General features: G+C 66.8%; 1 pseudogene. It reads right to left on the bottom strand.

The window, feature by feature from the left end:
* Nucleotides 1-182 precede the first annotated feature (182 nt).
* A pseudogene (locus ACXJKJ_RS31210) lies at nt 183-609 on the bottom strand (hypothetical protein); the annotation flags it as partial.

Consider the following 609-nt stretch of genomic DNA (forward strand, 5'->3'; position numbering starts at 1 on the left):
CAGAGCGTGGGCAGGACCTGTGCCAATGGCAACGATCCCGCAGGGTGCAGTGTCCGCAGCGCCTGGGTACAAGCGTGCTGCGTTGATTGCGACTCACTCTTGCACTTCCGCTGCGCGCACGTATGTGTCTGCAGTCATGCCCGCGTACACGTGTTGCGAGAGGCGACAGCGTCGCCTCGTGCCTACTTCGCGCCTGCTGATCCGTCCACCGGCTTGCGCAGCGACACCGGCGTACCCAGCAGCGGATCGGGCGTGCCAGCACGGCCCACTACCTGCACCTGCATCGGTTCTAGGCGGGCGAGCAGCGCCTTCTGTGCGGGCGTGAGGGGGGTTGAGTTGATGCCAACAAGGACCCGCGCGGCTTTCATGGGCGCAGGTGACAGGTGGACGGTGAATCGGCGAAGCAGGCAGTCGCGGGTCGTCGCATTGATGTCCTCGCAACGATCGGGGCCGTGGTAGTCCACATCGGCATTGGCCACGATGGCGCGGGCGGCGAGCACGATCTGGCCGGGCTTCACGGTAAATGCGAGCGGCGCGGCTGCACTCGGTATGCCGGCCCGCACGCGAACCGCAGGCACATCGCGCTCCCGGGTCTTCTCCAGCCAGGCG

This window comes from Roseateles sp. P5_E1 (assembly GCF_054049335.1).